The sequence below is a fragment of the Selenomonadales bacterium genome (assembly GCA_017442105.1).
Lineage (GTDB): Bacteria > Bacillota > Negativicutes > RGIG982 > RGIG982 > RGIG982.
In genome coordinates this window covers 1-6,585 of sequence record JAFSAX010000142.1, presented here as the reverse complement: position 1 = coordinate 6,585, position 6,585 = coordinate 1, and the positions used below count along the sequence as shown (strand labels likewise).

Sequence of the window (6,585 nt, the reverse complement as noted above, 5' to 3'; positions counted from 1 at the left end):
TAGGTAAGGTGGTTTGAGACGGCAAGCATGTTTTGACATGGTTGCGATATGTATTAAATAATTTTAAATAGAAAAGAGATCCTGAATATGATTACAAAATGGAATATTACGATTCCCGAACTGACGGGAAAAACTGTCAGAAGGGCTTATGTTTATGTGCCGGACGATTGGAAAGAAGGTTCTGACGTTCGATATCCGGTACTGTATATGTTCGATGGACACAATGTGTTTTTCGACGAAGATGCAACGTATGGCAAGAGTTGGGGAATGGCGAAGTTCGCCGAATCCAATAAACTGCAATTGATCATTGCTGCGGTAGAATGTAATCATAGTCCGGATAATGGGCGATTATCTGAGTATTCGCCGTTTACATTCGATAATTCTAAATTGGGCCGTATCAAAGGCCGTGGGCATATTACGATGAAATGGCTTGTCAATACGTTCAAACCGTATATCGACAAGCATTATCCGACACTGCCTGATCGGAAGCATACGTTCATCTCGGGCAGTTCGATGGGAGGTTTGATGAGCTTGTACGCGGTAATGCGTTACAATCATGTCTTTTCGCGGGCAGCGGCATTGTCACCGTCGATCTGGTTCGCGACTGCACAGCTTGACCATCTGCTCAGTCATGCACCGATCAAAAAAGATACCATCGTGTATATGGACTACGGCTCGTATGAGATGGGTTTTCATTGGAATATGAAATGGCAGTTCAATCGCGTGGCATCGAAACTGCTGGAACGCGGTGTCATGCTCGATTGTCGTGTCGTTCCGAATGGAGATCACGATGAGGCGACATGGGAAAAACAGATTCCGTTCTTTATGAATACATTATTTTATGATTTGAAATAACATAGGAGGTTTTGGGATGGAAACACAATATTTTAGAGCGTACAGTCCTGCCTTGGGACGCGAAATGGAATGCAAAGTATACGGCCATGCAGGTCGTCCGGTACTCTTCATTCCTTGCCAAGATGGACAATTTATCGATTTCGAAGCATTCCACATGACGGATACTTGGAGACCGTGGATCGAATCGGGCCAGGTTATGGTATTCTCGATCGATACGATCGACAAAGAAACGTGGTCGGCGCAAGGCAGTAACGAATACTGGCGTGCTCGTCGTCATGAACAGTGGATCCGCTATATCGTTGATGAAATGGTACCGTTCATCCACTCGATGGCAAAAATGCGTAACGGCTGGCATACAAATCCCGGTATCATGCTGTTCGGTTGCAGCATGGGTGCATCGCACTCGGTAAACCTGTTCCTCCGTTTCCCTGATATCTTTGACAGAATGCTTGCACTCAGCGGTCTTTATACGGGTGAATTCGGTTTCGGCAGTTACATGGACGAAGTCGTATATAACAACTCGCCTGTACACTATATGGCAAATATGCCGTCGCATCATCCGTATATTGAAAAATACAACCGCAACAAAGGTATCATCTGCGTTGGTCAGGGTGCATGGGAAGATACGACGACGACGTTCCAGCTCAAACATATCTTCGAAGAAAAAGGAATCAATATTTGGGTAGACATCTGGGGACATGATGTCAACCATGACTGGCCTTGGTGGCACAAACAAGTACCGTATTTCCTGCCTAAGTTGTTAGAAGGCTAATATGCCGCTACATATTTATTATTAAGAAAGAGAGCAAAACACAACATGAAAAACTTTATTTTTATTTCCCCGAACTTCCCGACAAACTACTGGAAATTCTGCCGCGAACTCAAAAACAACGGCCTTAACGTGCTCGGGATCGGTGAACAGCCGTATGATGAACTCAGCCAAGAGCTCAAAGACAGCTTGAACGAGTACTACAAAGTAAACAGCCTCGAAAACTATGACGAAGTATATCGCGCAGTAGCATTCTTCACGTTCAAATACGGCCGTATCGACTGGCTCGAATCGAACAACGAATACTGGCTCGAAAAAGACGCACAGCTTCGTACCGACTTCAACATCACAAGCGGTTTCCAGACGAAAGACATTTCCTTCATCAAATTCAAATCGAAAATGAAAGAATTCTACAAAAAAGCAAAGATCACGGTAGCTCGTTACCACTTGGTAAAAGACTTGGCAGGTTGCCGCAAATTCATCAAAAAAGTAGGCTACCCTGTTGTCGTAAAACCGGATAACGGTGTTGGTGCGGCAGCTACGTACAAACTTACGAACGATGAAGAATTGGTGAACTTTATCAACGAATATCCGAAAGAAGTACCGTACATCATGGAAGAGTTCCTCAATGCACAGGTAAACTCTTATGATGCGATCATTGATTCCAACGGCGATCCGATCTTCGAAACGGGTAACGTAACGCTCTCCAACTTGATGGAAGTCGTTATCAACAAAGACGATTCGATGTACTACATCCACAAAGAATTGCCGGAAGATATCCGTGCGGCAGGTCGTGCAACGGTAAAAAGCTTCGGTGTAAAAAGCCGTTTCGTTCATTTGGAATTCTTCCGCATGAAAGAAGATCACAAAGGTCTTAAATTGAAAAAAGGCGATGTTATGGCGCTTGAAGTCAACATGCGTCCTGCGGGCGGCTTCACTCCCGATATGATGAACTTCTCGAACAGCACAGACGTATACAAGATCTGGGCTGATATGATCGCATTCGACAAAACGGAAAAAGAAGTCGGTGAAACGGCTTACTGCGCATTCATTGGTCGTCGCGATGAAAAAGAATATGCGATCAGCCATGAAGAACTCGTAGCAAAATACAGCGCAAACATGAAAATGGTTGAACGTATTCCGTTCGCTCTCTCGGGTGCAATGGGCAACCAGATGTATCTTGCTAACTTCCAGACGAAAGAAGAAATGGAAGCGTTCTATACGGATGCTTGCCTTGCAAAAGCATAATATTAGGTATGATAAAAAAGCTCGCTTTAAAGCGAGCTTTTTTCTTTCACGGGGCAGAGATATTTCTGCTTTGATAAGTGTTTGCAGATAAGTGGTTGGTGGCTATATTATCCGAGGATCTTTTTGAGGTCTTCTTCAGGTGTGGTGATCGGGGAGATGTTGTAGTTCTCTACGAGGAAATTCAAGACGTTCGGCGATACGAACGCGGGGAGCGACGGGCCAAGCAAGATGTTTTTGAGGCCGAGGTGAAGAAGGGTGAGGAGGATGCAGACAGCCTTTTGCTCGTACCAAGAGATGACCAAGGAGAGCGGAAGGTCGTTGACATCACATTCAAACGCTTCTGCCAGAGCCGCAGCAACTTTGATCGCGCTGTACGCGTCATTGCATTGTCCCATATCCATGATGCGCGGGAATCCGCCGATCGTGCCAAGATCGAGGTCGTTGAAACGATATTTGCCGCAAGCGAGCGTCAGTACGATACTGTCGGACGGCGTTTGCTTGACGAAGTCGGTGTAGTAACTACGCTCCATCTTCGCGCCGTCACAGCCGCCTACGAGGAAGAAGTGTTTGATCGCGCCTGCTTTGACTGCTTCGACGACTTTATCTGCGACAGAGAGTACAGCGTTGTGACCGAACCCTGTCATGACCGAGTGACCGCCGTTCATTCCTGTGAAGTGCATATCGGTCGGATAACCGCCGAGTTCGAGTGCTTTTTCAATCATCGGAGTAAAATCTTTGTTCTCGCCGATGTGTGCGATATTCGGATACGATACGACTGCCGTAGTGAAGATGCGGTCAGAGTAGGTCGATTTCGGCGGCATGAGGCAGTTCGTCGTGTAGAGGATCGGTGCAGGAATATCTGCAAACTCGGTCTGCTGATTCTGCCATGCCGTACCGAAGTTGCCTTTGAGGTGCGGATATTTTTTCAGCTCGGGATATGCGTGTGCAGGGAGCATCTCACCATGCGTGTAGATGTTGATGCCTTTATCTTTTGTCTGTTCGAGAAGCTCTTTGAGGTCGTAGAGGTCATGGCCCGTGATAACGATGAACGGCCCTTTTTCTACTGTCAGCGTGACCTCGGTCGGCGTTGGATTACCGTACGTTTCGGTATTCGCTTGGTCGAGGAGCGCCATGCCTGTGAGGTTCACTTCACCGAGCTTCATCACGATCGGGAGAAGCTCATTCATGCCCCAGTCCTCCTGACCGATCGCGCGGAGTCCTTGATAGAAGAAAGCAAGAACTGCCTTGTCCGTATAACCGAGGACTGCGCTGTGGTGCGTGTATGCAGACATACCGCGAAGACCGAAGAGGATAAGAGATTTAAGAGAACGGATATCTTCATGCGCGTTCCAAAGCTCTTCCATATCATAATCCTGTACATCGGCACTGCCCGAAAGACGAGATGCTTCCGCGTGGATATCATCAATGATCGCTTGGATCGTTTCATTGTTAAAGTTGACATTCGTTACTGTCGTGAAAAGACCTTTCAAGATAAGCTTGTCGGTCGCAGGTGTAATGCGTGCTTCATTTCCTTCTGCCGCACGAGCAAGCCCGATAAGCGCGCCTGTCAATTTATCCTGCAATTTTGCTGTGCCTGCCAATTTACCGCAAGCACCTGCCGCACCTGTACAACCTGTGCAATTTCTCGTCTGTTCACACTGAAAGCAAAACATTTTCTTTTCCATACTAATTTCCTCCTAAAAATCAATTATCAGTTGAGTATCTTTCCATCTATCGAGATCGTTACGATTCGGCACGGAATATCCTTTCCGCTGGCGGTGATGGCATCTTTGACCGCCATTTCCATACCGCCGCAGCAAGGGACTTCCATGCGTGTTACGGTGACGCTCTTAATATCGTTGAGAGCGAAAATCTGCGAGAGTTTATCTCGGTAATCGACCATATCGAGCTTCGGACAACCGATCAGTGTGATACGGTCGCTCATAAATGTCTGATGGAAGTTCGCATACGCATATGCGGTGCAGTCTGCCGCGATCAGCACATCTGCGCCGTCGAAATACGGGGCTTGTACCGATACCAGCTTGATCTGTACAGGCCATTGTCTGAGCTGGCTTTCCATGAATGTCGGTAATTCTTGTTTTGGCTCGGTTCGGGCAATACTTTTCGCCGCTGTGCCGGGGCATCCACAGGGAAGCGGAGCTGACTGTGCTTCTTTCTTCGCTTTCTCTGCGAGCACTGCCGCTTCGTCGTAAGCAGGTGCTTCGCGCTCTTCAAACGTGATCGCATCCATCGGGCAGACAGGCAGACAATCGCCGAGCCCGTCGCAATAATTTTCGCGAGTCAGTTTTGCTTTGCCGTCTATCATTTCGATCGCGCCCTCGTGGCAGGCAATCGCGCACGCGCCGCAACCGTTGCATTTTGTTTCGTCGATTTTGATGATCTTTCTAATCATATCAATACCTCCTTGGAGATTGCGAACGAGGTAGTATGAGCTGTCTGCCTCGTTCGCTTTTTGAGGGTGGATACCTCGGAGTTTTTATCGTGGCATCCATTGACTTTGTGATATAATCATATTATATTAAATAAAACAAATCGGTTGTATTTACAACAGAAAGAGGATTTTTATGAAAAAATATTTAAAAATGCTCAAACAGACACAACTGTTCGCAGGTGTAGGTGAAGATGACATCTTTGCCATGCTCGGATGTCTGCAAGCGAAGTGTGTGATATATAAAAAAGGAGAACACATCTTCCGTCAAGGAGAACATCTCAGCTGTATTGCTATCGTAGCAGAGGGCAGTATCCATATTCAGAAGCATGATTACTGGGGCAATCGCAGTATCATCAATATCGTCGGTGTCGGAGAGATGTTCGGTGAAGCGTATGCCGCGCCCGACAGCGGTGCGCTTCTCCATGATATCGTCGCGGCGAAGGATAGTACCGTCATTCTGTTCGATGTCAACAAGATCCTCACCGTATGCTCGTCTGCATGCCGATTCCATGCGATGGTCGTCAAGAATCTTTTCTTTGCTATCTCGGAAAAAAATCGCAAGCTCGTACAGAAACTCGGCCATATGGCAAAACGCTCTACACGCGAAAAGCTCATCTCCTATCTGTCGGAGGAAGCCAAACGTCACAACAGCGGTACGTTCACCATACCGTTCAATCGTCAACAGCTCGCCGACTTTCTTGCCGTAGACCGCAGTGCCATGTCAAACGAGCTTGGCAAAATGCGAGATGACGGCCTCCTCATATTCGACAAAAATCAGTTCACTTTATTGCAGGGGGACTTGTCATGACGGAAGAATGTTTGATCTGCAAAGCGCCACTCGTCTATCTTGACAGAGAAAAAACGATGGAATGTGCTGTCTGTCACAAGACCGAGCCAAGCAACACAAAGTGTACGGAAGGACATTATGTATGCAATGAATGTCATACGAAAGGATTGGATACGATCATAGAGGTGTGTATGAATACCCGCTCCAAGGATCCTATCCGCATATTTGAGGAACTGGTCGATCTGCCGTTTTGTCATATGCACGGGCCCGAGCATCATACCATTGTAGGCAGTGCCCTTCTTACTGCTTACTGCAATGCGGGCAGTAACGTGGAACTGATGTCTGCTTTGGTCGAGATGCAGAGCCGAGGAGCGAAGGTGCCGGGCGGTATCTGTGGATTCTGGGGAGCGTGCGGTGCGGCTGTCAGTGCAGGAATCTTTATCTCTATCATTATGCAGGCGACACCACTATCCG

The 6,585-nt window shown here is 47.2% G+C and carries 7 protein-coding genes; 5 read left to right on the top strand and 2 right to left on the bottom strand.

The window, feature by feature from the left end; all coding sequences use genetic code 11:
- Positions 1 to 87 precede the first annotated feature (87 nt).
- From IJN28_05700 to IJN28_05690, 3 genes are read left to right on the top strand one after another with little or no spacing between them, the layout of a single operon-like run.
- On the top strand, positions 88 to 855 hold the full coding sequence (locus tag IJN28_05700) for an alpha/beta hydrolase (protein ID MBQ6713260.1): 768 nt from the start codon (positions 88 to 90) through the stop codon (positions 853 to 855).
- Positions 856 to 871: 16 nt separating this feature from the next.
- Positions 872 to 1,627 (top strand): esterase family protein, encoded by a 756-nt coding sequence (locus tag IJN28_05695; GenBank protein ID MBQ6713259.1) that lies wholly within the window; start codon positions 872 to 874, stop codon positions 1,625 to 1,627.
- Positions 1,628 to 1,672: 45 nt separating this feature from the next.
- Complete coding sequence (locus tag IJN28_05690; protein MBQ6713258.1) at positions 1,673 to 2,872, top strand: ATP-grasp domain-containing protein; 1,200 nt, start codon at positions 1,673 to 1,675, stop codon at positions 2,870 to 2,872.
- A gap of 107 nt (positions 2,873 to 2,979) precedes the next feature.
- Here IJN28_05690 and hcp read toward each other — a convergent pair whose 3' ends face one another.
- Both hcp and IJN28_05680 read right to left on the bottom strand, forming a co-directional pair.
- Positions 2,980 to 4,557: a hydroxylamine reductase gene (gene hcp / locus IJN28_05685; protein ID MBQ6713257.1), complete on the bottom strand. Its 1,578-nt coding sequence runs from the start codon at positions 4,555 to 4,557 to the stop codon at positions 2,980 to 2,982.
- 26 nt (positions 4,558 to 4,583) lie between these two features.
- A complete protein-coding gene (locus IJN28_05680; GenBank protein MBQ6713256.1) occupies positions 4,584 to 5,285 on the bottom strand; it encodes a 4Fe-4S binding protein in 702 nt (233 codons plus the stop codon).
- 172 nt (positions 5,286 to 5,457) lie between these two features.
- On the opposite strand from IJN28_05680, the gene IJN28_05675 reads away from it, so the two are divergent.
- Together IJN28_05675 and IJN28_05670 are read left to right on the top strand one after the other, a co-directional pair.
- Positions 5,458 to 6,132 carry a Crp/Fnr family transcriptional regulator gene (locus IJN28_05675; protein ID MBQ6713255.1) on the top strand — a complete coding sequence of 225 codons (675 nt, stop codon included), beginning with the start codon at positions 5,458 to 5,460 and terminating at the stop codon, positions 6,130 to 6,132.
- Positions 6,129 to 6,585, top strand: a 457-nt coding sequence (locus IJN28_05670) for an SAM-dependent methyltransferase (GenBank protein ID MBQ6713254.1), incomplete at its 3' end; no start/stop codon positions are given. The genes IJN28_05675 and IJN28_05670, both read left to right, overlap by 4 nt.

What these genes read in the sequence shown, in the direction of transcription:
- IJN28_05700 (MBQ6713260.1), top strand. Translation starts at nt 88, where the DNA reads ATGATTACAAAATGGAATATTACGATTCCCGAACTGACGGGAAAAACT.
- IJN28_05695 (MBQ6713259.1), top strand. Translation starts at nt 872, where the DNA reads ATGGAAACACAATATTTTAGAGCGTACAGTCCTGCCTTGGGACGCGAA.
- IJN28_05690 (MBQ6713258.1), top strand. Translation starts at nt 1,673, where the DNA reads ATGAAAAACTTTATTTTTATTTCCCCGAACTTCCCGACAAACTACTGG.
- hcp (MBQ6713257.1), bottom strand. Translation starts at nt 4,557, where the DNA reads ATGGAAAAGAAAATGTTTTGCTTTCAGTGTGAACAGACGAGAAATTGC.
- IJN28_05680 (MBQ6713256.1), bottom strand. Translation starts at nt 5,285, where the DNA reads ATGATTAGAAAGATCATCAAAATCGACGAAACAAAATGCAACGGTTGC.
- IJN28_05675 (MBQ6713255.1), top strand. Translation starts at nt 5,458, where the DNA reads ATGAAAAAATATTTAAAAATGCTCAAACAGACACAACTGTTCGCAGGT.